Origin of the sequence: Nitrospira sp. (assembly GCA_024998565.1) — a bacterium.
In the GTDB taxonomy this organism is placed as follows: domain Bacteria; phylum Nitrospirota; class Nitrospiria; order Nitrospirales; family Nitrospiraceae; genus Nitrospira_A.
Map to the genome: position 1 here is coordinate 191,799 of JACOEM010000005.1, position 22,389 is coordinate 214,187.

At 60.1% G+C, this 22,389-nt stretch carries 22 protein-coding genes; 13 read left to right on the forward strand and 9 right to left on the reverse strand.

Features of this window, described 5'->3' with window-relative positions; translation table 11 throughout:
- Positions 1-23: 23 nt before the first annotated feature.
- From kdsA to H8K11_10420, 6 genes are all read left to right on the forward strand, one after another.
- Positions 24-845, forward strand: a complete 822-nt coding sequence (kdsA, locus tag H8K11_10395) for a 3-deoxy-8-phosphooctulonate synthase (GenBank protein ID MCS6264155.1) — start codon at positions 24-26, stop codon at positions 843-845.
- A gap of 62 nt (positions 846-907) precedes the next feature.
- Positions 908-1,861: a KpsF/GutQ family sugar-phosphate isomerase gene (locus H8K11_10400; GenBank protein ID MCS6264156.1), complete on the forward strand. Its 954-nt coding sequence runs from the start codon at positions 908-910 to the stop codon at positions 1,859-1,861.
- Positions 1,862-1,906: 45 nt separating this feature from the next.
- On the forward strand, positions 1,907-2,521 hold the full coding sequence (pgsA, locus tag H8K11_10405) for a CDP-diacylglycerol--glycerol-3-phosphate 3-phosphatidyltransferase (GenBank protein ID MCS6264157.1): 615 nt from the start codon (positions 1,907-1,909) through the stop codon (positions 2,519-2,521).
- A 48-nt stretch (positions 2,522-2,569) separates the two neighbouring features.
- Positions 2,570-3,172 carry a glycerol-3-phosphate 1-O-acyltransferase PlsY gene (plsY, locus tag H8K11_10410; GenBank protein MCS6264158.1) on the forward strand — a complete coding sequence of 201 codons (603 nt, stop codon included), beginning with the start codon at positions 2,570-2,572 and terminating at the stop codon, positions 3,170-3,172.
- 29 nt (positions 3,173-3,201) lie between these two features.
- A complete protein-coding gene (locus H8K11_10415; GenBank protein ID MCS6264159.1) occupies positions 3,202-3,840 on the forward strand; it encodes a TrkA C-terminal domain-containing protein in 639 nt (212 codons plus the stop codon).
- Between the two features lie 90 nt (positions 3,841-3,930).
- Positions 3,931-5,337 (forward strand): Do family serine endopeptidase, encoded by a 1,407-nt coding sequence (locus H8K11_10420; protein ID MCS6264160.1) that lies wholly within the window; start codon positions 3,931-3,933, stop codon positions 5,335-5,337.
- Between the two features lie 43 nt (positions 5,338-5,380).
- Here the strand turns inward: H8K11_10420 and H8K11_10425 are convergent, their stop codons facing one another.
- Positions 5,381-7,486, reverse strand: coding sequence for an elongation factor G (locus tag H8K11_10425; GenBank protein MCS6264161.1), 2,106 nt, complete (start codon positions 7,484-7,486; stop codon positions 5,381-5,383).
- Positions 7,487-7,619: 133 nt separating this feature from the next.
- Positions 7,620-8,336 (reverse strand): DNA repair protein RadC, encoded by a 717-nt coding sequence (gene radC / locus H8K11_10430; GenBank protein MCS6264162.1) that lies wholly within the window; start codon positions 8,334-8,336, stop codon positions 7,620-7,622.
- A 185-nt stretch (positions 8,337-8,521) separates the two neighbouring features.
- On the opposite strand from radC, the gene H8K11_10435 reads away from it, so the two are divergent.
- The 5 genes from H8K11_10435 (at position 8,522) to H8K11_10455 (ending at position 11,792) form a co-directional block, all read left to right on the forward strand.
- A complete protein-coding gene (locus tag H8K11_10435) occupies positions 8,522-8,695 on the forward strand; it encodes a hypothetical protein (protein MCS6264163.1) in 174 nt (57 codons plus the stop codon).
- 310 nt (positions 8,696-9,005) lie between these two features.
- The gene (rsmD, locus tag H8K11_10440) at positions 9,006-9,578 is read left to right on the forward strand and encodes a 16S rRNA (guanine(966)-N(2))-methyltransferase RsmD (GenBank protein ID MCS6264164.1); all 573 of its coding nucleotides are present in this window, start codon (positions 9,006-9,008) and stop codon (positions 9,576-9,578) included.
- Entirely contained in the window at positions 9,575-10,063 is a 489-nt protein-coding gene (gene coaD, locus H8K11_10445; GenBank protein MCS6264165.1) for a pantetheine-phosphate adenylyltransferase, read from the forward strand. Before rsmD ends, coaD begins: the two co-directional genes overlap by 4 nt.
- Positions 10,060-11,253, forward strand: coding sequence for a pyridoxal phosphate-dependent aminotransferase (locus tag H8K11_10450; GenBank protein ID MCS6264166.1), 1,194 nt, complete (start codon positions 10,060-10,062; stop codon positions 11,251-11,253). The genes coaD and H8K11_10450 overlap by 4 nt, the downstream gene beginning before the upstream one ends.
- A 134-nt stretch (positions 11,254-11,387) precedes the next feature.
- The gene (locus tag H8K11_10455) at positions 11,388-11,792 is read left to right on the forward strand and encodes a hypothetical protein (GenBank protein MCS6264167.1); all 405 of its coding nucleotides are present in this window, start codon (positions 11,388-11,390) and stop codon (positions 11,790-11,792) included.
- A gap of 320 nt (positions 11,793-12,112) precedes the next feature.
- On the opposite strand, the gene H8K11_10460 is transcribed toward H8K11_10455, so the two are convergent.
- The 4 genes from H8K11_10460 to purH form a co-directional block, all read right to left on the reverse strand.
- Positions 12,113-12,556 carry a hypothetical protein gene (locus tag H8K11_10460; GenBank protein ID MCS6264168.1) on the reverse strand — a complete coding sequence of 148 codons (444 nt, stop codon included), beginning with the start codon at positions 12,554-12,556 and terminating at the stop codon, positions 12,113-12,115.
- A 48-nt stretch (positions 12,557-12,604) separates the two neighbouring features.
- Complete coding sequence (locus H8K11_10465) at positions 12,605-13,252, reverse strand: threonylcarbamoyl-AMP synthase (protein MCS6264169.1); 648 nt, start codon at positions 13,250-13,252, stop codon at positions 12,605-12,607.
- A gap of 28 nt (positions 13,253-13,280) precedes the next feature.
- Positions 13,281-14,558 carry a phosphoribosylamine--glycine ligase gene (purD, locus tag H8K11_10470; GenBank protein MCS6264170.1) on the reverse strand — a complete coding sequence of 426 codons (1,278 nt, stop codon included), beginning with the start codon at positions 14,556-14,558 and terminating at the stop codon, positions 13,281-13,283.
- 170 nt (positions 14,559-14,728) lie between these two features.
- Complete coding sequence (purH, locus tag H8K11_10475) at positions 14,729-16,282, reverse strand: bifunctional phosphoribosylaminoimidazolecarboxamide formyltransferase/IMP cyclohydrolase (GenBank protein MCS6264171.1); 1,554 nt, start codon at positions 16,280-16,282, stop codon at positions 14,729-14,731.
- A gap of 352 nt (positions 16,283-16,634) precedes the next feature.
- Between purH and H8K11_10480 the strand changes: the two genes are divergently transcribed.
- The gene (locus tag H8K11_10480; protein ID MCS6264172.1) at positions 16,635-17,540 is read left to right on the forward strand and encodes an OmpA family protein; all 906 of its coding nucleotides are present in this window, start codon (positions 16,635-16,637) and stop codon (positions 17,538-17,540) included.
- 4 nt (positions 17,541-17,544) lie between these two features.
- The gene (locus tag H8K11_10485) at positions 17,545-18,795 is read left to right on the forward strand and encodes a hypothetical protein (GenBank protein ID MCS6264173.1); all 1,251 of its coding nucleotides are present in this window, start codon (positions 17,545-17,547) and stop codon (positions 18,793-18,795) included.
- Positions 18,796-18,897: 102 nt separating this feature from the next.
- On the opposite strand, the gene H8K11_10490 is transcribed toward H8K11_10485, so the two are convergent.
- From H8K11_10490 to H8K11_10500, 3 genes are all read right to left on the reverse strand, one after another.
- Positions 18,898-20,082 (reverse strand): NnrS family protein, encoded by a 1,185-nt coding sequence (locus tag H8K11_10490; protein MCS6264174.1) that lies wholly within the window; start codon positions 20,080-20,082, stop codon positions 18,898-18,900.
- A gap of 155 nt (positions 20,083-20,237) precedes the next feature.
- Positions 20,238-21,230, reverse strand: a complete 993-nt coding sequence (locus tag H8K11_10495) for a hypothetical protein (protein ID MCS6264175.1) — start codon at positions 21,228-21,230, stop codon at positions 20,238-20,240.
- Positions 21,231-21,509: 279 nt separating this feature from the next.
- Positions 21,510-22,334 (reverse strand): hypothetical protein, encoded by an 825-nt coding sequence (locus H8K11_10500; GenBank protein ID MCS6264176.1) that lies wholly within the window; start codon positions 22,332-22,334, stop codon positions 21,510-21,512.
- Positions 22,335-22,389 lie beyond the last annotated feature (55 nt).

Genomic DNA, 22,389 nt, shown 5'->3' on the forward strand with positions numbered 1-22,389 from the left:
CCGTGAATTCAGAAGAGACGACTATGGCGTACGACGTAGACTTAGGACAATTTAAGATCGGGGCGGGGCATCGGCCGTTTTTGATCGCGGGTCCCTGCGTGATTGAGAATGAACAGCTCGTCATGGACACGGCAGGGCGTATTGCCGACATCACCAAAGCGATCGGCATGCCCTACGTCTTCAAGTCATCCTTCGACAAGGCCAATCGCACCTCCATCACCTCGTTTCGTGGACCAGGCTTGGAGAAGGGCTTGGCCGTGCTCGCCAGGGTTAAGCAACAGATCGGTGTGCCGGTGTTGACCGATGTCCATTCGGAAGAGCAGGCCACAGAGGCTGGTCGCATCGTGGATATCCTGCAGATTCCGGCCTTTCTCTGTCGCCAGACCGACCTGCTGATCGCCGCTGCCAAGACCGGCAAGGTCGTCAATATCAAAAAGGGACAGTTTCTCTCCCCGCCCGAAATGGGCAACGCGGTGAAGAAAGTGGAAGACAGCGGGAATCGACGCATCGTGTTGACCGAACGTGGCTCCTCCTTCGGCTACAATAATCTGGTCGTGGACATGCGCTCCTTTCCCATCATGCGCCGGTTCGGCTATCCGGTGGTCTTCGACGCGACCCACAGCGTGCAACTCCCCGGCGGAGGCGGCACGAAATCCAGCGGTCAGCGCGAATTCGTGGAACCATTGGCCTGTGCGGCGGCAGGCGCCGGCTGCGACGGGTTCTTCATGGAAGTGCACCCCGACCCGGATTCCGCGTTGTCTGACGGACCGAACATGGTCCCGCTACATACGCTCCAATCACTTCTCGAACGGGTACTACGTATATGGGACGCAGCCGCAAAATAACCGGATCCGCAGCATCAACAACGCCCAAGCGTGGCGCTGGACGGCCCTCGCAGGATGCCAGTGTGCGGGAGGGGAGGCGCGTCTTGGAGATCGAAGCGCGAGCCGTCCAGGAGTTGACGGCCCGACTGGACGGCCGTTTCGCCCAAGCCGTCGATATTCTGTATCGCTGCACGGGCAAGGTGGTCATTTCCGGTATGGGTAAATCGGGCTTGATCGGCCAAAAAATTGCCGCGACCATGGCGAGTACCGGCACGCCGTCCTTCTTCCTCCATCCGGCCGAGGGTATCCACGGCGACCTGGGCATGCTGGCTCGCCGGGACGTATTGATTGCCATTTCCAATAGCGGCGAGACACAGGAAGTCCTCCAATTGCTGCCCTTCGTGAAACGCATGAATATTTCAGTCGTGGGCATGACGGGGAAAATGGCTTCCACGCTGGCGAAAAACAGCGATGTCACCCTGGATGTATCGGTCGATGAAGAAGCCTGCCCGCTGGGACTGGCCCCGACGGCCAGCACCACCGCGACCCTGGCCATGGGTGATGCGCTCGCAGTCGCGCTGCTTCAAAAGCGCGGCTTCAAGCACGACGATTTCGCACAGTTTCACCCCGGCGGCACCCTGGGGCGACGGCTGCTGGTGAAAGTGCGGGACCTCATGCAGCATGGCGATCACCTGCCGCGTGTGCGCGACACTGTGTCCGGCGCGGATACGATCCTGGAGATGACGTCGAAGAAACTCGGGATGACGACGGTGATCAACGCCAAGGGGGCGCTATACGGAATCGTAACCGACGGAGATTTGCGGCGCTTCATTCAAGCAGGCGGGGACTTCAGCAAAGTGACCGCCGGGGATCTCGCCAGTCGCCAACCCAAAACCATCGGGCCGGACGAACTGGCTACGACGGCTGTCGCGCTGATGGAACAGTTTTCCATCACGGCGCTGGTGGTTCTGGAAAAGCCGAATCGCTTGGCCGGTGTCATTCACTTGCATGACCTGCTCAAACACGGCATTGTGTAGGGGAGCCATCACGCGCTGCAAATCGAAGGGTTTGTCGAAGGATTTATGGCAGAAAACTGGAAACAAGCCGGGCTGGTACTGATGCGGTCGGCAGGGCAGGAAAGCAACATCAATCTGCCCAACGTGCTGACGCTCGTCCGGATTCTCTTGATCCCGGTCTTCGTCATGCTGCTCATCGACCCGACGCCGGATCGAGCCTTGGCCGCGGCCATCGTATTTGTCGTTGCAGCTGTGACAGATCTACTGGACGGATATGTCGCGCGCAAGACCGGCCAAATCACCAAACTCGGGCGACTCTTGGACCCGATTGCGGACAAACTGCTCGTGTTGTCCGCATTGATCCTGCTGGTGCAAGTCGATCGGGTCAGTGCGCTGGTGGCGATTCTGATTATTGCGCGGGAAGTCGCGGTCACCGGACTCCGGGCCATCGCGGCCTCCGAAGGTTTGATCATGTCCGCCGAGGTGACCGGCAAATATAAAATGGCCCTGCAGGTCATTGCCATCGTCCTCCTGTTGCTCGAAGGCACCGTGGTGGAAGCGATCGGCAATCTGCATCTGGCCGGTATCGTCACCTTGTATCTGTCACTCATCCTGGGCTATGTGTCAGGCGCACAATATGTCTGGAGCTTCTGGCGTCAGGTCGGAGCGAAAGGTCTCTAGCCGGACGACCTGGCCGGCTCTCGCATCCGGCTATCCGGTCAACGATTGATGGACAGTCCCTGGCTCATCGGGTTCCTTATCCTTTCCAGCTATCTCCTTGGATCGATTCCTTTTGGAGTCGTGGTATCACGCCTTCTGGGTGCTGTGGATCCACGCACCGCCGGCAGCAGGAACGTGGGATTCACCAATGTCCTGCGCGTGAGCGGGAAAAAGGCCGGCATCCTGACGCTGCTTGGCGACATCGGAAAGGGCTGGCTGGCCGGGTGGGTCGGGACGGTACTATTGCATGAGGAGTCGGCCATTCTCTGGGTCGCGCTGGCTTCGGTCATTGGTCATCTACACTCGGTGTTTCTGGGATTCAAGGGCGGAAAGGGTGTGGCGACCGCACTGGGCGCAGCCCTGGGAGTCGCTCCGTGGATCGGACTGACCCTGATGGGTTTGTGGGTCGGCGCCGTATTCCTGTGGAAATATTCGTCAGGTGGCGCGCTGTTCGCCTTTGCCATGTTTCCAATTGTGGCGTTGCTGTTTCATCGATCCTGGACGTTTATCGGGTTTGCCTGCGTCGTCAGTCTCTTAATTTGGGTGAGACACAAGGACAATCTGGTCCGGTTGTGGAGTGGGACGGAATCTCGAATCGGACAAGCAAGTTGACATAATATATCTTATCGGACATTTATCCGATGCTGTCTTTTGAGCTGCTAGCTCGCCTTCGCAAAGAACTGTTCCTCACCGGCAGCGCACTTTACGAGACGATTGTCGCCATCGCGGAACGCGTCAACCGCAAGGTCCATGTCCTGCGTCTCCATGGTCAGGCCACCACGATTCTCAATCAGACTCACGCCATTCATCGACAGATCGGTCGCCGCATCGCAGAGCTGGGAGCCAAACCCTCCGGCACCATGCCGTCGGCCGCTCCCGCCACTCTTCCGACCCTGGAAGACACTATCCGCACAGCCTCCGATCGCATCAAGGGGCAACAGGTCGCCTTACAACAGATCGAGCGGCATATCCGTGACCTGAAGATCGAACTGGCCCACGAGGACCTGCTGACCATGCAACGTGAACTGGGTCTGCGTGACGCGACCATCGAACGCGTGGTCGTCGCCCGTGGCGCCCCGGTCATCGGCCATCCGATCGGCGAATTCGACCTGCCGTCGACGACCCGCATCGTCGCGGTGTTTCGAGGTCCATTCCTGCTTCCGCTGTCTGATTCCATGACCCTCCGGCCCGACGACATCGTCATTCTGGTCGGCCTCCGCCACGACCTGGTTCATTGGCTCCCGCATTTTCAGCGGCCGGCTGCATCGAAATCTGCCTAGACCTTCTCCGGCTTCCGTTGCCGCGCAGCAATCTGTTATTCTAAATTGCAGGCCGGCTAACCCCGTTCAGATCACGGAGCTTGTCCCAGCATGAAGACACTGACCTCCCTCACCTCAGCACTCATTCTCGGCCTTAGTTTCTCCTGGTGGCTGACGGGCCCTTCAGCGATCACACTGGCCGCGACCGACATCGCATCCCCCCCACGGAAGGAGTCGCCGGGGCTACGCATGCTCGAAGAACTCCAAACCGTGATCACAGACTTGGCTGAGGAGGCCAAACCCTCCGTCGTGAGCATTTTCCCGATCCAAACCCTGGGCAAGTCGCGCGACGGATCCGGCGAGCGGGTCCCCAACTCCACCGGCTCCGGTTCCGGCGTCATCGTCGATCCCAACGGCCACATTATTACGAATAACCATGTGGTGGGTGATGCCACGGAAGTCGAGGTTCGCCTTTCCGACAAGACGAAATTGTTCGCGCAAGTCGTCGGTAAGGATCCGGATACCGATCTGGCCGTTATCAAAGTGACAACCGACCACCCCCTCCCCGCCGCCCGTTTCGGTGACTCCACTGGAGTGAAGGTCGGTCAATGGGTACTGGCTGTCGGAAATCCATTCGGTTTGGATCGAACGGTCACACTCGGCGTGGTCAGCGGCATCGGTCGGGAAAACATCAATCTCTCACGGTATGAAAACTTCATCCAAACCGACGCCTCCATCAATCCGGGGAATTCCGGCGGGCCGCTCTTCAACCTGCGGGGAGACGTGATCGGCATCAACACAGCGATCATCAACTTTGCCCAGGGAATCGGATTTGCGATTCCCTCCAACATGGCCAAGCAGGTGATGAACCAACTCATCTCGAAGGGAAAGGTCGTGCGGGCCTGGCTGGGCGTTGGCCTGCAACCGCTGACACCGGACTTGGCCAGCAAGTTCGGCGTCGATGAGAACGAAGGGGTCCTGGTGAATGAAGTGTTCGAACGGGACCCGGCCGCGCTGGCCGGCATCAAGCCGGGCGATGTGATCACCAAAGTCGACGGCGCGCTCGTCGATACCCCGAATAAACTGTCCCGTCTGGTGGCCGCATTAGACCCCGGCTCCTCCACGCGCGTGGAAGTCGTGCGGGACGGCAAACGCCTCACCCTCAATGTTGCCCTGAGCGAACGCCGGGATGCGGTGGTTACGGCCTCCCTCCCTCAGAGCAGAACGGACTTGAAGTTGGGCATCGACGTGCAAGACCTGACCGCGGGTCTGGCGGAGAAGTTTCGACTGAACGAGAGCAGAGGCGTGCTGATCTCAAAAGTGGAAGCAGGAAGTCTGGCCCAGGCCGAGGGGTTGCGGGAAGGCGATCTGGTCAAGGAAGTCAACCGTGTCGATACAGGCACGGTCGGAGAGTTCACCGTCGCCGTCTCCAAAGTTAAACGCGGCGACACGATTCTCTTGCGCGTCCTGCGTGAGGGGCGGGCCTTCTACGTCGTGCTGAAGCCCGCCGATCGGTAAGCGGGATAGCCGGCCACTTCATGCTTCCGGCGGATCCTGCTGCTCAATGCGCCACGGCCCCGTGGCGCTCCATCTTGTGTTCCTCAATGATCCGGCCGGCCAACTCGCGTGGCACCTCTTCGTAGTGCGCATATTCCATCGCGTAGCTCCCCTGCCCTCCCGTCATTGAATTTAATGACGCAGCATAATTGAGCATCTCGGCTTGCGGCACCAGGGCCTTGACGATTTCAATATGACCGTTCGCTTCGACCATGAGGATCCGGCCCCGTCTCGCATTGAGGTCGCCAAGGACCGTCCCCACACATTCGGCGGGCACCTCGACTTCAACCGTCATCAGCGGCTCCAGCAAGATCGGGTGGGCCGCTTCCAGCGCTTTTTTCACTCCCATCGACCCGGCGATTTTGAAGGCCAACTCGGATGAATCCACCACATGGTAGGAGCCATCGTAGACGGTCACCCGCACATCGACGGCAGGATACCCGGCAAGCGGCCCTTCATGCAGTGCCTCCACGACACCCTTTTCGACCGCCGGCACGAAATTGCGCGGAATCGCGCCGCCGACGATTTTATTCTCGAACTCGAACCCCTGGCCGCGCGGCAACGGACCGACTTCCAACCAACAATCACCATACTGGCCATGCCCGCCGGTCTGCTTCTTATACTTCCCCTGTGCCTGAGCCACGCTGCGGATCGTTTCCCGATAAGGAATTTTCGGCGCGTGCACCATCACGTCCGCGCCGTATTTGCGGTGCAGTTTTTCCAACGCGACATCGATGTGTAATTGGCCCATGCCGCTCAGGACCATCTCCTTCGTCTCGATATGCCGCACGAACTCCAGGCTCGGATCCTCCTCGATCAACTTATGCAGCCCCAGGCTCACCTTTTCGATATCCGTCTTCGATTTCGGCTCGATCGCAAACGACACCACCGGCCTGGGAAATGGAATCCCGGGATATCGGATCGGAGCATGCTCATCACAGAGCGTATCCCCCGTCACCGTATCCTTCAGCTTGCCGATCGCCACGATCTCGCCGGCCGTCGCACGCGTGATCGGCATGTATTTTTTGCCGAAAATTGAGAACAGGTGCCCGCCTCGCTCTCTGACCTGCCGCGTGGAATTGTAGATAGCGGTATCCGCCTCTAAGGTTCCCGAATACACCCGAATGTAAGAAAGACGACCGATGAAGGGATCGATGAGGGTCTTGAATATGAGGCCTGAGAACGGCTCAGTGGGCACCGGACTCCTGCTGATCGGCTCTCCCCCCTCAATCAGACCTATCCCCTGCAAGGGCGCGACGTGAGCCCGACCGGCCGGTGAGGGCAATAGATCAACGAGACTCTGCAAGAGCGTATGCACACCGATGTGTCGAATGGCGGATCCTCCGACAATGGGTACCAGCGACCCGCATTGAACTCCGGTCTGCAGTCCCTTCAGTAAGGCCTCCTCCGTCAAGGCGCCGTCGGTCAAATAGCGTTCGAGCAACGCCTCGTCCCCCTCTGCCACGAGCTCCATCACGCGACGTCTGGCTTGATCGACCCGCTCATGCCACTCAGGCGGCACCGGCCCCTGTTGCGATTGCGGACGGTCGGGACGCGACGTCACCACACGATTCTGCAGCAGATCCACGATGTCGCCCAGTTGCACACCGTTGCCCATCGGCAGGATCAGCGGAACAGCAGTCATCTCCAATTCCTTGGTCAGAGCTTCCACCGTGCTGTCGAACGCCGTGCCGTCCTTGTCCAGATCGTTGACGAACACGACACAGGGCAACCCGGAATCACGGATCATCGACCAGAGCCGCTGGAGGGCGCTGCGCACGCCTGTTGCCGCACTCACGACCACTATCACGCCGTCTGCCGCACGCAGTGCCGATCGCGTCTCACCAATGAAGCTGGGCGAGCCCGGGGTATCCAGAAGATTGAGCACTCGATCCTGATAGGAGCAACGAAGAACGGCGGTGCTGAGAGAGGTTCGGTGGTGGATTTCTTCCGGTTCAAAATCCGACACCGTGGTTCCGGCGAAGACAGAGCCGGGAGCGGGGAGACTACCCGCACAGTAGGCCAGCGCTTCGACTAATGAGGTTTTGCCCGATCCCGCATGCGATACCACAGCCACATTCCTGATGGATTCGGTGAGGGGAACGTTCATGATGACCTCCTCCGGTGAGTCGGCGGCCGCAATGGGCCTGGTTAGAGTGACACGTGCAGGTGATGCCATCCTTTCTCAAAACATCCGATCGAATTCTGCCGGGAAGAAAGCGAGTGCAATCGATTGCCGCGGTTCATGCCCTCACGCCTTCCCCGTTCAGCCACCCCTGGTCGGCAAAACTGACATACCGGCCGTCCCCCACAATGAGGTGATCCAGAACTTGAATTCCGAGGAGAGAACCGGCAGACACCAGCCTGGCCGTCAACACCCGGTCTTCCTGGCTCGGCGTGGGATCCCCGCTGGGATGATTGTGGAGGAAAATGACTCCGGCTGCAGACGCACGCATGGCGGGAATAAAGACTTCCCTCGGGTGCACGATACTCAAGGTCAGACTGCCTTCAGAAATCGTCACGTCGCGGATGACTTGGTTCTTGGCGTCCAGCAGCACCACGGCGAAAATCTCGTGCCGTAAATCCCGCAACCGTGCGTGGTAATGCTGAAACAGGTCGGCGCTCGAGCTGATGCGCGTCCCGGTCGTGAGCGGCGCAGACACCGCGCGTTTCCCGACTTCTACGGCCGCCTTCAACTGCGCGGCCTTGGCAGGCCCCACTCCAGGAATGGCGCAAAGCTCCTCGGCACTGCAATGTAGGAGACCGAAGATGCCTCCGACACGATCAAGCACCTCCATGCCGACTTTGACAGCGGAGGCTTCCTGACGTCCCACGCGCAACAGAATGGCCAGCAATTGCGCATCCGAGAGGCTTTCGGCCCCCTCGCGGAGCAAACGTTCACGTGGACGTTCAGTCTCAGGCCACTTTCCGATCCCGCGCCCTGTTTTTTTGGGTGTCATCGATGACTTCCTGCGACAAAAAAATGTCGGCTTGCACCTTTTTGTGCCGGAGACTTGACGCCTAACCGATCTCCTGCTAGGCAGTCGACTGACATAACCAATTGAAATAATTACATTTTACATTTTGGTGCAGCTCTTGCTTGAGAGGTGACACAGCTGTAAACGTCACCACCCAGGAGGAGCAAATGGAATGTCCGAAGTGCAAAGGCATGATGATGTTGGAACGGTTCTCAGACTTCTTCCTCATTTTCTACGCCTGGAAGTGCATTAACTGTGGAGCCATCATCGATCGGACGATTTCGGCGAATCGGAGAAAGAGCCTCGCCGCTCGCGAAGCTCAGCCTGTCGCGACCCGCTAGTCCGGCGCGTTCGCTGCTCTGTTCTCTGTGTGATGTGGTGGTGTGACGAGCCTGGAATTTCGGCCACCCCCTCAGCCCGCGTGAACCGAGTCTTGGTGTCGCCCGATTATAGCGAGCCGCTTCCCACGCGTCAAAGCGCGCGCACTCCTCCTCGACGTCTGCAGCGCTCCCCGCCCCTCGGCGGGGAGAAGACCTTTTCGGCGCCCCCATCCTCCTCATCACACCCGGTCACCTTGACCCCTTCAAAAACGCTGTGTTAGAGTCTCTCACTTCTTAGCCAGAGACGAATGGCTCTCACCCGAATACGATCATGCGCGTCATCGCAGGGCTTCATCGGGGCCGACGGTTGCTTGGTCCCAGAGGACAGGCGATTCGACCGACGTCCGACCGAGTGAAAGAGGCCCTCTTTTCGATCCTTGGCGAACGGACCACGGGAGCTCGTGTGCTCGACCTCTATGCCGGTACCGGCTCGATCGGAATTGAAGCGCTGAGCCGCGGAGCGGCCCACGTGACCTTTGTGGAAGCCGATCGTCAGGCCCTGCGCCTGGTCAACTCGAACCTTGAGCAATGCGGCCTGCAGCAATCCGCCAATGTCTGCGCCTGCCAGGTCAGCCAGTTTTTCCGTCGGGCAACCGAATGGTCGGGCCCCTACGACATTGTGTTCTGTGATCCACCCTACCAGTTGACCCCCGAACTGATCGCAATGGCCCAGGAGTGGAGCGCCGGATGGCTGGCCGACGACGCCGTGGTGGTCATCGAGCACGGGAAGAAAGCGGAGATCCCGCAGACCCTTGGCCTGCTCTCGCAGGTCAAACGATACGACTACGGCGACACCGCGCTCACACGATTTCACGTGACAGCGAAGGCAGCCCAACCACAATGAAGATCGCCGTCTATCCCGGCACATTCGATCCGATCACGCACGGACACAGCGACATCATCCGGCGCGGATTCCGCATGTTCGAGAAGATGATCGTGGCGATCGCACCCAACCCGTCCAAACATCCGCTGTTCAGTGCGAAGGAACGACTGGAGATGGTTCGCCTCGTCACGAAGGATCTCCCGAACCTGGAGGTGACGACCTTCGAAGGGCTCCTCGTGGATTTTGTGCGGAGCAGCGGCGCCCATGCTATTCTGCGAGGGCTGCGGGCGATTTCGGATTTCGAACACGAGTTTCAAATGGCACTCGTCAATCGCAAGCTGGCGGAGACCGTCGAAACGGTCTTCCTGATGCCCAGTGAGGAATATTCCTATTTGTCTTCCACCATCATCAAGGATGTCGCCAGCCACGGCGGATCACTCAAGGATTTTGTGCATCCCGAAGTGGCTCGGAGGATCCAAGAACGAATTCGGAGTTTCAAAGGATGAAACTTGCAGCCCGTGTCGGACGGATTGTCCCCTCTCCCACACTCAGCATTACCGCCACCGCCAAGTCGATGGCGGCCCAAGGGATCGATGTCATCGATTTCGCGTCCGGAGAACCGGACTTCGATACACCCGAACCCGTGAAGGCCGCGGCAGAAGCCGCGATTCGCGCCGGCTTCACGAAGTATACGCCGTCGTCGGGCATCGATGAATTGCGCGGAGCGATCGCGGATAAGTTGAAGGAGGAGCAAGGCCTCCAGTACGACAAGTCCCAGATCCTCGTCTCCTGCGGCGCCAAACATTCACTTTACAACCTGGCGGAGGCCCTGCTTGAAGCCGGCGATGAACTAATCATCCCCGTTCCCTTCTGGGTCTCCTATCAGGACCAGACCCTGCTCAACGACGCCACGCCCGTCCTGCTCCAGACGCGGGAGGAGGACGGGTATACGATCAGCCAGGAAGCGCTGGAAGCCGTCATCACGCCACGGACCAAAGCCATCATTGTCAACAGTCCCTGTAACCCGACCGGCGCCACCTACGATCGGAAAACCCTCGAAGGTATTGCGGCCGTAGCCCTACGCCACGACCTGGTGATCATCTCGGACGAGATCTACGAGAAAGTGCTCTACGACGGCACCCAGCACATCAGCATTGCGACCTTGAGCCAGGAAGTGGCGGCTCGAACCGTCGTCATCAACGGGGTCTCAAAAGCCTACGCCATGACCGGCTGGCGCATCGGGTACGCCGCGGGACCCAAGCCTTTGCTGACGGCCATGGCGAATATTCAAAGCCAGAGCACCTCGAACCCCTGTTCGATTTCGCAAAAGGCTGCGGTGGCCGCGCTTCGCCTTGGAAATCCCTTTACCAAAACCATGGTGACGGAATTCGACCGTCGCCGACGCGTGATGGTCGAGCGTCTCAACAAGATGCCCGGCGTGGCCTGCCGCATGCCCACGGGAGCGTTTTATGCCTTCCCGAATGTGAGCGGCCTGCTGGCCAAGCGCTGGAAGGATCAGCCCATCGGCTCCGCAGCGAACCTGGCGACCTATCTACTCAATGAAGCCCAGGTGGCGGTGGTGCCCGGTGAACCGTTCGGCAGCGACGTCCACATTCGGCTGTCCTATGCGACCGCCATGGAAGCGATCGAGCGAGGACTGACCCGTATCGATGCGGCGCTCCGCCGGTTGTCCTAAGCTCAGAGGATCTGAGCCTTTCATAGCACTTGATTTTCTCGATATCGAAGCTACTACCAGATGGCGCCGCGGATCCGGGCAAATCGAGCATCAGGACAGCGCGCGACGCTAGCTGATCAGAGGAGGAATGACCCGTGCCAATATATGAATATCAATGTACGAGCTGTGCCCACCGCTTCGAGGTGAAGCAAAGCATTAAGGACGAGCCCATCAAGGAATGCGCGCGGTGCGGAAAAGAAGTGACGAAACTGATCTCGTCCCCTGCCATCATGTTCAAAGGGAGCGGGTGGTATATCACCGACTATTCGGACAAAATGAAACCCGGCTCGGGAAGCGATACCTCCGAGAAACCAGCGGCCTCCACCACGGATAAAACAAAAGCACCGGCTTCCTCTGAAGGCGGAAGCACGAGTTCTACGACAACGCCGGCGCCCGCCGCTGCGGCAGCTTCAAGTTCGACGGCATCGACGAGTACAAGCACTTCCACATCGAGCCCGAGCACCTCTGGCTCAAGCTCCTCATCGTCCTCAAGCACCTAGCAGGCTCCTGCCGGAGGGCTGCCTAGCCCCTGTGCGCTTCAGCACCGGCGGCGGTCAGGCATTCCCTGCACATCCTCCTCAGGCCATTCGAACTCGCTGCTCGGTGAAGCCGCAGCGAAGCCTGCGGCGCGACGGCAGAGGAGCCTCAGGTCGCTGGACGCCGGCGAGACGGTACGCTGCAGTGTTGTAGGCCCGACGTGTCTCCCTCCAGTACGTGGAATCACCGAACCAGGCAGCACACCGTTGACGATTTGTTCAACGTGTATCGGTTCGGCGTGCAGAAGGGAAGGACTCCACCGGCAACAGGAGCGGCGAAGTATTTACCTCACCGGGGCAGGTTTTGTTTTTTTGGTGGTGTGGGACCTGACTGAGGACTTCGCGGCGGGCTTGTGCGTCGGCTTGACGGACTTCTTCACGGCTGGTTTAGCGACCGGCTTGACGGCATTGCTCTTCGTGGCTTTCACCGCGCGTTCTCTTGCGGCGGCGATCGTATGTTCCAGATTCGCGATCATCGCCGACTTTTCTTTGTTCACCCGCGTCAAATCTTCCACCCGAATCTGCAGTTCCTCTTTCGCCTTGTTCGCGGCGTTGAGCTGATTCTGCAGCAGCGCCTTATCTGCGGCCGCCTGTTGGGCTTCCGAGTGCAACTGTTCGATCTGAGCCTGAAGAGCCGGCGGCCAGAAATCGCACCCCGACAGCAGAAGCATCGCACCGACCCCGAGCGTAGACAGTCCCATCACCGCGCGACGTGAACGAATGAGCATAAGTGATCCTCCCATGAGGGTGAATTATACCGACAACCGAGCATCAAATCATGATGAAAGTTCGAATCCCTGCCGCGCCAGCGCTGCGCGAATGAGATCCGTGGAAAGGGCCCCGGCTCGAAGCAGATGCGGGCGGTCTCGCGCGTCCACCATGGTGGACGGCAGCCCTCCCGGCGTGCGCCCTCCATCCAGAATGAGCTCCACCCCTGCTCCCAATGTGCGCTGCACGGCCACGGCGTCGTCGAGCGGGGGTTCTGAAGAACGATTGGCGCTGGTCCCGGTCAGTGGTCCTGTACCCTGCAACAAATGCTGAAGCTGGAGCAACGGAGACTGCCGCACCCCGATCGTTCCGGTCCCCGCGGTCAACAGCGCCGGCAAGTCAGGCGCCGCCGGAAACACGATCGTCAACGGCCCGGGCCAGAACAGTTCCATGAGAAGGGCGGCGGCGGGAGGAACGGAACGCACCAACTGAGGCAATTGGTCCGGACTTCCGATGAGCACTAAGATCGGCTTATCCGCCGGCCGACCTTTCAATTCCATCAATCGCTGCAGCGCCGCTGTATCCGTCGGGCTGACCGCCAAACCGTAATACGTTTCGGTGGGCAGCGCGATGACGCCATGCGCATCCAGCACCCGCCGGACATCAGGCAGAACGCGATCGCAGGTGGTGTCGGTAAAGGGAAGGACCAGAGCCATGGAGTAAGAAGACCGGAAACTGCCCGGATCAGATCTTGTGCGGCAAGGCCCGATGCGCGATATCGGTTCGATAATGGCGGCCTTCAAATAAAATCGAAGGCACGGCTTGATACACCTGCGCCCGTGCATCGAGCAACGACGGCCCCCAGGCAGTGACCGCCAGAACTCGTCCGCCCGCGGTCACCACACGCCCCGACTCCCGTTTCGTGCCGGCGTGGAACACCGCGACCCGTGATTCATCGGATGGAGCAGGCAGCCCTTGAATGGGAAGGCCGGTCGGATAGGAACCGGGATAACCCGGCGAGGTCATCACGACGCACACGGCCGTCTCCGGATGCCATTCCACCGTCAATTCATCCAGACGGTGCTCGACCACCGCCTCCATCACCTCGACAAGATCGGTTTTCAGGAGCGGCAGCACCACTTCCGTTTCAGGATCCCCCATGCGCGCATTGAACTCCAGCACATACGGGATTCCCTTCACGACCATGAGGCCAGCGTAGAGCACTCCTTGAAAGGGGCAACCCAGACGGGCCAGTGCATCCACCGTCGGCTGCAGCACCTGACGCGTCACCTGTTCACGAAGCGCGGCCGTGGCGATCGGCGCCGGGGCATAGGCGCCCATGCCGCCGGTATTGGGTCCGCTGTCCCCATCTCCCACTCGTTTGTGGTCCTGAGCCGGCACCATGGGGACCACGGTTTTCCCGTCGGTGAAGGCCATGAGCGTCAACTCTTCGCCGTCCAGAAACTCTTCGATCAACACACGATGTCCGGCCTGGCCGAACAGGGACTTTTCCATGGCATCGCGAACCGCCTGCTTGGCCTCCTCGCGCGTCGTGGCCACGACCACCCCTTTGCCCTGCGCGAGTCCGTCGGCCTTCACGACGATCGGAACCGGCTGCTCGTCCAGATAGGCCAACGCCTGGTCCATACGCTCAAAGCTGCGTGCAGCCGCGGTGGGGATTCGATTGGCGCCCATGATGTCTTTGGAGAAACTCTTGCTGGATTCCAGGCGAGCGGCGGCCTTGGTCGGACCGAAGATTTTCAGTCGTGCCTTGCGGAATTCATCCGCAATGCCCAACGCCAACGGCGCTTCCGGGCCGACTACGGTGAGATCGATCTGCTCCTTGAGCGCAAACGCCTTGAGACCCTCGATATCGTCGGCCTTGATCGGGACACAGGTGGCGAGACCGTCGATGCCGGCATTCCCCGGTGCACAGAAAATTTCCGGCTTCCGCGGACTTTGGGCGATCTTCCACACCATGGCATGTTCCCGACCACCGCCACCGACAACAAGAATCTTCACAGCTCAACCTTTACTTTATGGGAAGTGCACACGATGCTCACACCTGAGGCTTCTCAAAATGGTCGTCCAGCAAGGCCGCAGGGAAGCCAGAGGCTGAGGCGTACCATCGTTGGTACGTTGAAGCATCTGGCTGACTGAGAACGCAGCTGGCGGCCAGTTTCAGAAGCCGATTAGTGGCGGAAGTGGCGCATACCGGTCAGTATCATCGCCATCCCGTGTTCGTCCACAGCCTTCGTCACTTCAGGATCGCGGATTGAACCGCCCGGCTGAATCACACAGGTAATGCCGGCTTCCGCCGCCGCATCAATGCCGTCACGGAACGGGAAAAATGCATCGGATGCCATCACGCAGCCCTTCACAGGCGACTGGGCTTTCATGACGGCCAGTTTCACCGAGTCCACCCGGCTCATTTGTCCGGCCCCGATTCCGACGATTTCGCCCGGCCGCCCGTAGATGATGGCGTTCGACTTCACATGTTTACAGACCACCCAGGCAAACGCACAGGCCGCATATTCTTCTTCGGTCGGCTTGCGCGAGGTCGGAACCGCCAGTGCCTTGATGTCCTTGATCGTCCCCAGATCGCGATCCTGCACGATCAATCCACCGACCAGCTTCTTGAGGTCATATCCTTCCGCAGTCGCCTTGCTCAGCGGTCCCACGTCCAGGAGGCGGATGTCCTTCTTGCGCTTGAGTTCAGCCAGCGCGTCCTCAGCGAAGCCTGGCGCGATGACCACCTCCACGAAGGTCGAGGTGATTTCCTTGGCCGCAGCCAGATCCACGGGACGGTTGAACGCAATCACGCCGCCGAATGCCGACACGGGGTCGGTCGCGCGCGCTTTCACATAGGCTTCCACCGGCGTCGCGCCGAGCGCGCAGCCGCAGGGATTGTTGTGCTTAATGATCGCCACAGCGGTCTGATCGAACTCTTTCACCAGCTCAAGCGCCGAATTGGAGTCGAGGAAGTTATTGTAGGACATGGCCTTGCCGTGCAGGATTTTCCCGCGCGACACGGCGGGTTCCTTGGCATTCATTTCACGATAGAAGGCCCCTTGCTGATGCGGATTTTCTCCATAACGCAGTGTTTCCACCCGCTCGAACTGCAGCGAGAGGATGGCGGGGAATTTCACCTCGCTCCCCTGGACCTGCTTTTCAAGATACCCGGCGATCAGACTGTCGTACCGGGCCGTGTGCTGAAACACCTTCATGGCCAATTCGCGTCGCAGCGCGGGCGTCACGGAACCGGACTTCAGCGCCTCCAGCACCCGGCCGTAGTCGGCGGGATCGACCAGCACCAACACGTCTTCATGATTCTTTGCGGCGGATCGCAACATCGACGGCCCGCCGATATCGATATTTTCGATGGCCTCTTCGAACGGACAATTGGGCTTCGCGATCGTCGACTCGAAGGGATAGAGATTGACCACCACCACATCGATGTTGCCGATGCCGTGCTGCTGCATCTGCGCCACATGATCGGGCACACGACGGCGGCCGAGGAGTCCGCCATGAATTTTCGGGTGCAATGTTTTCACGCGCCCGTCCAGGATCTCCGGCGATCCCGTATAGGCGGCCACGTCGGTGACAGCCACGCCGGCCTCACGCAAGGCTTTCGCGGTTCCACCGGTGGACAATACTTCGGCGCCCAGGGCCGCCAGCCCCTTCGCCATCTCGACGACTCCGGTCTTATCAGAAACACTGATCAGTGCCCGCGCAATGCTGGCCATGATGAACTCCTTCAACTATTGATATCGTGTGGGTGGGAAACCATGAGCTAGACGAAAAGCGCCGTGACAATACCAGATGGCTCACGGCGACTGCAAGCCGAACACCCCTCAACCCGACCCCCGAACGGCACGGCTGCGCGGCACGAAATCACCCGGCAGAATCCGGCCTCTTCCGAAGAATCCAGGCTAGCATGAGTGCTGGTGATGTGATACCCTTCCGCCGATAGAGATGCGCCGACAGAGATCACGCATCAGCTTAATCAAGTAACACTCGAAGTCTTGAAACGACACCAGCCCACGGCGACTCGATGCCGCAGCGGGGCCTCGTACCTGAGACGATAAAGGCTTGCGCATGTCGCGCGGAATTATTTTCGGCGTAGGACTCTTCGCCCTCACATTGTTGGCATTCCTCTGTATCCCTCGGCATCTGCCGGTGACGTCGTCGGCGACCGGTCATCCCGCGTTCAGTGCCCACCTTGAAAACGGCCACCTGACACTGTCCGGCGCGGTGGCCAGCGAAGAGACCAAAGCCGCCGCGCTAGCGCGCGCACAGGATCTTGCCAAGAGCCTCAGGTTACGGGTCACCGACAATCTGGAGGTCCTCGAAGACGGCCAGGCCGCTGGATGGGAAGCCGCCCTCCCCGCGCTCCTCACACAGGTCATGACACTCCAGCACCATCAGGCCACGGTCTCCCTCTCAGGTCAAACCGCCACCGTCAAAGGGACCGTGACCGGCACAGATCTGAAGAACAAACTTCTCCACGAAGTGGCCTCACTGCTCGGCACATCCGTTCACGTGCAGGATCAGGTCGCTGTCGCATCGGCAGGCTCGACGAGCCCGGCGAACCTTTCGTCGGCAAGCCAGCCCTCACCGGCGCCCCATGCATCCCGGGCCCAGGTCCAAGCCGGGTTGGATGAGATTTTGCGGGGCGAGCATATCGCATTCGAAAGTAACAGCGCGGTTCTCACCTCCAAGGGGCGAGCCGTGGTCGACAAGCTGGTTCCCGCACTCAAGCGGGCACCCGAGGCCATCATCGAAATCGGCGGTCACACCGATTCCTACGGCGACCCCGACTACAACCTCCAATTGAGCCGCACCAGAGCGGAGGCGGTCCGGCAATACCTCGTGGAACATCAGGTGCCGAATCGGCTGACCGCCGTCGGTTATGGATCGACGCGCCCCCTGAGCCAGGACCGGACGCGCGCCGCGTCGAAGAAGAACCGGCGCATCGAATTTCGCGTGAAAGAGGAACGGTGAATCTATGGGAGCCATGATTCTGCAAATGGTGGGGTGCTTGCTGGTGGCGGCGACCATCGGACTGATGATGGGCTGGCTGCTGCGCAGCTTTGCCACGTCTGAAAAACGTCAGCAGCTGTCCGAAATCGCCACCCGACTCCGTGGGCGTGAACATGAGCTGGATACCCTCAACCACGAGTTGAAGGTGCGCACCTCTGCCGTCCAGATGTTGGAAGGCAAGATGATCACCTCCGAAGCGGCCCTCAAAGACCTGACCGCCGATCTCGCCACCAAGGTCGAACAACTCACCACCTTGCAGACGGAAGTCCGGGAAAAGGGTGTACGCCTGCATGCCGCCGAACGTGAACGGGATACCCTCCGACGCGAGGTCGAAGAAGCCGAAGCCAAGATCAAGGCACAATCGACTGGATTTGCCGAGATGCAGGCACAGATGGAGAATGCCGAAGACGTGTTGATTGCCCGCGACCAGGAGATTGCCACCTTAAAAACCTGGGTGGAGCAACTGGCGCCGAAAGATGCCGAGATCGCCCGACTGCGCGCCCGTACGGAAGAGTTGGAACCGTTCCTGGAAAAGAGCCGCCGATTGGAGCGCGAACAGGAACAGGATCGCGCCCGCGCGTCGTCCATGCTGCAGGCCAAGGAACAGGACCTCGCCCGGACCCAGGCACGCCTCACTGCGATCGAGCTGGACCTCGCCAATCTGCGAACACAAAGCCAGGAAGACCTCGCGCGATTCGGCGAAACATTGCAGGAGCGGGACGCGGAGATTCAGCGTCTACAGGCAACCGTCGAAGAGTTGGAGATGTTCCGGGGCGAGGTGGAGAAAAAAGACCTTGCGCTCCGCGAGGCCGAAGAGCGTCGTGTGATGGATGTGAGCGAGCGGGAAGAAGAGATCGGAGCGCTCCGCAAACGACTCGTCGAGTATCGCGTAGCCCAGCGGTTCAGCGCGCAAGCCAAGTCGACGGGAACCACCGAGTCAGGATCAACCGGCAGCGCCACAACAAAACGGGGTGCAGGAAAAGGTCACCCGGCCCAAAAAGACGATCTCAAACAGATCCACGGGATCGGCCCGGTGATGGAACGCGTCCTCAATCGCATGGGGATGTTCACGTTCCGGCAAATCGCCGAGTGGAAGGAGCAAGACGTCGAACACATGGCTTCGGAGCTCAATACGTTCCCCGATCGCATCCGACACGACAATTGGATCGACGGCGCCAAGGAGCAGCACTTCCTGAAGTACGGCGAGGAACTCTAACCGGCAGCACGTCGGTCCATCCGGGTTCCCGACCACCTGCACCGCGTCAACCACCTCCACTACTTCACCGATCGGCAGGCCCTCAGCCCTCTTCCCCTTCCCTCATTCATCCAGGCTGGGGCGAACAAGATACGGCCCATAGACCAGAGCAAACAGCAGATAGGCCCCGCTCCATGCAGCCCCGGCGGAGCCCAAGACCAGATTTGTCGGAAGACCGGTGCCGGGAGCGAAGACCCGCAACGTGGCGCCGAGGATCACCAACCCATAGATGCAGACCGTCGCGGCACCGGCCCGTTTGGGACGGCCCGTATGGCCGAGGCTGGCGCGGGTCATGACCGCCAGGGTCATCGCACCGACGGCACCGGTGGTCAATGCATGCACCGCATCTTCTTTCGCGAGCCCGATTCCCAGCAGCGCGCACCCCAGAGCCAGCATCGACAAGGCGAGCCAGCCGTACCCCACATGCAGGCTCAGCACGAGCGGTTCACGCCACGTGAGCCAGCCGTACCAGCGCACGAGCCGACCGAGATTCACGGCCCCGGCAGCGAGAAAGATCCAGCCCGTCGCCGGCGCCGCCGGGAGCATCGTCCAGGCCAGCGCGCCCATGAGGACAAGCGCGATCGAGAGTGCATCGAAGCGGGAAAACGGTGCAGGTCGTTCCTTCTTTCCGTGACCCGCCAGAAATTCTCGCGTAAAGTTCGGCGTGAGTCGTCCGCCGATAAAGGTCAGCAGGAAGAGGTCCAGCGCGAGCGCGAGCCGCAGCGCAAGGTCCGTCTCCGCGCCCTTCAGTGCAAGAACATGGAAGGTCACATTCGCGGCGGCGTACAGACTGATCGCCACGCCTACCGGTGCATGGTTCCAGCTGTGCCCGGCCGCAAGTTCCCGCCATAACAGACCCACCAATACCACCAGAAACGCCGCATCCACGACGGCCGCGAACAGCGGTACCAGCAGGGAACTCGCCATGGCCGCACGCCCGGCCAGCCATAGGATGAAGAGGATCATCAGCTCCCTGCCTTGAATCGCCGGACGATCCGTCCAGTTAGGCACCGCCGTGAGGAGGAAGCCGGCGATCACCGCAGGGAGAAATCCGAAGAGCATCTCATGCACATGCCAGTCGCGAGCGGCGGAGAGCAGGACCGGATTCCCGGTTCCGGCCAGGATCAGAATCCAGACGGGAATCGCCACACCGGCGAACAGTGCAGCTCCCAGGAAAAACGGCCGGAATCCGTATGAAAAGAACGTCGTCATCGGCGAGACTGCGCGTCGTTCCACTCCATTACCCATGGTCCCTCACTCCTCCCCCTCGTCTATCCGGGCCGATACATCGATGCATCGACGTGACCGCCATAGCGCCATAGTAATACCACAGCGACCGCGATGTCTCGGCAGGGAACAATCGATGTTCCGAACAGGTGGTGAGGAATAAAGGAAAACCTGCCTTACTCCAGATCGTACCCGCGAACCGGCAGGTACGGACCCGGCGCGTGCAGCAATTGAAACGCCTCGCGCGTATCGACCCGCGCAGTTTCCGCGGAATGTGCGGCAACCGGAGCAGCCCCGATCTCCACCGGCTCCCGCCGGATCTCCTGACCGGTTCGACTGCGGTACACCAGTTCGTCGGTATCCAGATCGTATTCAGGCAACTCGAGGCTCTCCCATCGCTGCATGAAGTAGTGGGCATAGAACGTATACAGACCGTGCTCCTTGCGGTTCCGCTGCAAGACATACTCCGGCATGTTCTGACTATCCAGATCGGCATGGTAATGCTGCAACCAGAGAGAGTCACCGAGGATCACCAGTTTGACCAGCGGAGCATCGGCATAGAGCTTCAGCTTCACGACCTTGCCGATCGCCTTCAGACGCTTGAGTAGCGCGATGCTCTGCCGAACCTCTTCACGAAAGGCCGGGTACGTGCAAGCAGGATGGGCCAAGGCCTGCATACGGGCGCGCGCATCCCGGTTGAACGGATTCACGAGGAGGATCTTGGCCTCCAGGCATTTGTCGAGGACCGACGACAGATCGCCGACCTGGTCCACCAGAGTTCCGGCTCCACTGGATCCAATGACCATCACCGAACGACCGGAGCCCTGCTCATCTTTCAACGCTTGAATACGCCGGCGCGCCTCCGGCCCGCGCCGGGGAAAGAACGAGACGAGTCCGGCGCCGAGCGCTGCTTCGGCGAGCGCCCGATCCCGCAAACTGCGGTGGACATAGTTGAAGCAGCCCATCAACAGAACGGCGGCGGTCATCTCGACCGCAATCAGTGAAAATGTGTCATGTTCCACCTGCGACCAGAACGACAGGAACCGGCCGGCTCCGGCCGGCAGGAGGAGCGCAATGCCTGCGCTCATGGCGACGATGACGATGTGATACAGACTCCCTGCCGCATGGCGGAGGAATGCCCGGAGAACGGAACAGAATTCGTGAAACAACGAGACACCTCTAGAACAGGTAAAGAAAGATTCCCACGGCGGTGACGAGCTGGCGGTGCAAACGACGGAGGAACAACCTTCGGCGGTAGGCTCAGCGGAGACGGCACATCTGCGGGCACAAACAACAATCGCGTAAGACTTCAGAGATTCAAGGGCTGCTGCCCCCGGCTACAGAAGGTCTTACGCGAACCTCTGCACTGTACCAGGTCCGGTCACGCGAAGCAAGGACGAGATGCTGAGAGAAGTACCCACACAGTGATTCGATACCGCTCGCTCAGCTCAGTTCCCCAATTGACCGGTCAACCAATCCATCGCATCAGCCGATGCCAGCCAGGCTTCGGCAAAGTTCGCAATATACAAGACCGCTTCGTTCCGGTCGCCGGGACTATAGCGTTCCGGCAAGCGAGCCGGCGGTTTCCGCTTGCCGGCAAAGAACCCCGCCACGTGCGGATTGCCGTGCATCGCCAGGACCAAATGCTCCTTTGCTGCGACCTGGTCTCCCCGGCGAAGGTCGAGCAACACGCGGCTCCACAGAAACGCGGCGGAGGCGTCGTGCGCATAGTCACGAAAGAGTCGTGCGGCTCCAATATCGTTCCCCAGCGCAAGATAGCGACTCAACAATCCATGGCGAATGCCCTGGTTGTCGTCAGGATTCAGCTCTAACAACGCTTCGCAATGCGCAAGAGATTCTCGCTTCCGGCCTAGAGCCCACAAACAATCGGCCAGCCCCTGGCGCGCGCGCATGTACGGTCTGGTTTCGATCATGCCCCAGAAGTGTCCCCTGTGCTCGTCAAAAAAGGCTTGGCCGAGGCTCCGCCGTCCGGCATCGACTCCATGCTCATACAACACCCGAGCCTCCTCAGCTGAACGTGCCTCCGCCCCTGCCAACACGGTGTAGGCGTCTGCACAGTCGGGAAACATCTCCAGCGCCCTGCGGGCCAGGGCGGCAGCTTGTCGTTGAGTCCGCGCCTCCCAGGCCCGGTAAATCAGCGCCTGTGCCTGTTCTTCAGGCGTTTGTGCCCGCATGGTCCGGCTGGGATCAGCTATGACTTCTTCGGCAGGCATTTTCACCGATGGACGGTTGCCTGTGGGTTTCTTAAGCATGATCGCAGGCTTCAAACAACGCGGTTGCCGTGGCTCACTCCCCTCTCATCTCACC

Excerpts from the sequence above, each read along its gene's own strand:
- kdsA (MCS6264155.1), top strand. The coding sequence starts at position 24 with ATGGCGTACGACGTAGACTTAGGACAATTTAAGATCGGGGCGGGGCAT.
- pgsA (MCS6264157.1), top strand. The coding sequence starts at position 1,907 with ATGGCAGAAAACTGGAAACAAGCCGGGCTGGTACTGATGCGGTCGGCA.
- plsY (MCS6264158.1), top strand. The coding sequence starts at position 2,570 with ATGGACAGTCCCTGGCTCATCGGGTTCCTTATCCTTTCCAGCTATCTC.
- H8K11_10415 (MCS6264159.1), top strand. The coding sequence starts at position 3,202 with ATGCTGTCTTTTGAGCTGCTAGCTCGCCTTCGCAAAGAACTGTTCCTC.
- H8K11_10420 (MCS6264160.1), top strand. The coding sequence starts at position 3,931 with ATGAAGACACTGACCTCCCTCACCTCAGCACTCATTCTCGGCCTTAGT.
- H8K11_10425 (MCS6264161.1), bottom strand. The coding sequence starts at position 7,486 with ATGAACGTTCCCCTCACCGAATCCATCAGGAATGTGGCTGTGGTATCG.
- radC (MCS6264162.1), bottom strand. The coding sequence starts at position 8,336 with ATGACACCCAAAAAAACAGGGCGCGGGATCGGAAAGTGGCCTGAGACT.
- H8K11_10435 (MCS6264163.1), top strand. The coding sequence starts at position 8,522 with ATGGAATGTCCGAAGTGCAAAGGCATGATGATGTTGGAACGGTTCTCA.
- rsmD (MCS6264164.1), top strand. The coding sequence starts at position 9,006 with ATGCGCGTCATCGCAGGGCTTCATCGGGGCCGACGGTTGCTTGGTCCC.
- coaD (MCS6264165.1), top strand. The coding sequence starts at position 9,575 with ATGAAGATCGCCGTCTATCCCGGCACATTCGATCCGATCACGCACGGA.
- H8K11_10450 (MCS6264166.1), top strand. The coding sequence starts at position 10,060 with ATGAAACTTGCAGCCCGTGTCGGACGGATTGTCCCCTCTCCCACACTC.
- H8K11_10460 (MCS6264168.1), bottom strand. The coding sequence starts at position 12,556 with ATGCTCATTCGTTCACGTCGCGCGGTGATGGGACTGTCTACGCTCGGG.
- H8K11_10465 (MCS6264169.1), bottom strand. The coding sequence starts at position 13,252 with ATGGCTCTGGTCCTTCCCTTTACCGACACCACCTGCGATCGCGTTCTG.
- purH (MCS6264171.1), bottom strand. The coding sequence starts at position 16,282 with ATGGCCAGCATTGCGCGGGCACTGATCAGTGTTTCTGATAAGACCGGA.
- H8K11_10480 (MCS6264172.1), top strand. The coding sequence starts at position 16,635 with ATGTCGCGCGGAATTATTTTCGGCGTAGGACTCTTCGCCCTCACATTG.
- H8K11_10485 (MCS6264173.1), top strand. The coding sequence starts at position 17,545 with ATGGGAGCCATGATTCTGCAAATGGTGGGGTGCTTGCTGGTGGCGGCG.
- H8K11_10490 (MCS6264174.1), bottom strand. The coding sequence starts at position 20,082 with ATGGGTAATGGAGTGGAACGACGCGCAGTCTCGCCGATGACGACGTTC.
- H8K11_10500 (MCS6264176.1), bottom strand. The coding sequence starts at position 22,334 with ATGCTTAAGAAACCCACAGGCAACCGTCCATCGGTGAAAATGCCTGCC.